Here is a 1,077-nt window from a genome sequence, read left to right as displayed (position 1 = left end):
TATTCGTCGGGGCTGAGGTAGCCGAGCCGCTGTTGGATTCGGGTGGTGTTCCACCATCGCAGGTAGTCGTTCAGCCCCGTGTGGAACTCGTCGACGGTTCCCGGTTTCTGGATGCGGAACCATTCCTCCTTGAGGTGGCTGAAGAACCCCTCCATGACGGCGTTGTCCAGACACGTGCCCTTGCGAGACATCGACTGAGTGAGCCCGGCGCCCCGCAACGTGTCCCGCCAGAGGGTGTGGCGGTACTGGAATCCCTGGTCGGAGTGGACGAGAGGCTTCTCGGCGGGGGTGAGTGTGTCGATTGCTATGCGGAGACTGTCGGTGACCATTTTCACGCTCGGAGAGGGCCCTGCCGTTGCAGAGATGACCCGGTTGTCATAGAGATCCAGGACGGGTGAGAGGTAGACCTTCGAGGCGCCGATGTTAAACTCGGTCACGTCCGTGACCCACTTCGTGTGCCTAGACTCTGTGGCGAACTGCCGGTTCAATACGTTGTCGGCCGCCTCCCCGACTTCTCCTCGGAATGAGTTGTACCGTTTGCGTCTGCGCACTGGGCATTCCAGCCCGAGCTCGCGCATGAGTTTGAGCACCGTCTTTTTAGACACCGTCCACCCCTGTCGGAGCAGAACGGCAAGGATGCGCCGGTGCCCGTAGGCACTCTTCGCCGCCTCGAATGCGCCACGGATAGCTTCCTTGATGCCGGCCCGGGTGTCGCTGCGGCTGAGCCGGTGCCGGTGGTCGTAGAACGTTGACCTGGGAAGGTCCGCGAGCTGCAGCAAAAGAGGTAACGGGTAGTGCGCCTTGAGATCATCGACAGCTCGAACTTTCAGCGTCGTTCCGGTGACCTCAAGGCCCGCAATTTTCCCAAATAGGCGACCTCAGCGCTCAACCGTTCGTTCTCCGAGCGCAGCGTCTCGATCTCGGACTTCGGAGGGGAATCCTTTTGATCCGTTGGCGGTCTGCCTCGCCGCTTCGGGAGTAGCCCATCTTCCCCGTCACGCCGATAAATGCCCGTCCAGGTCGCCACGGTACTGGGCGACGGAAGGCCATACTCCTCGGAAAGAGCCCTCCCGGACT

2 protein-coding genes are annotated in these 1,077 nt (G+C 61.4%); both read right to left on the bottom strand.

The window, feature by feature from the left end; genetic code table 11:
- Positions 1-779: IS3 family transposase (locus E3O39_RS03240; protein ID WP_134446409.1), on the bottom strand; the 779-nt coding region annotated here is incomplete at its 3' end.
- Between the two features lie 47 nt (positions 780-826).
- Positions 827-1,077 (bottom strand): helix-turn-helix domain-containing protein (locus E3O39_RS19810; RefSeq protein ID WP_134446408.1); only part of this gene is annotated, 251 nt, incomplete at its 5' end.

The sequence above is a fragment of the Cryobacterium sp. MDB2-A-1 genome (assembly GCF_004402675.1).
GTDB classification, from domain to species: Bacteria; Actinomycetota; Actinomycetes; order Actinomycetales; family Microbacteriaceae; genus Cryobacterium; species Cryobacterium glucosi.
The sequence above is the reverse complement of the archived record's forward strand: the minus strand, read 5'-3'. Positions and strand labels throughout refer to the sequence as shown.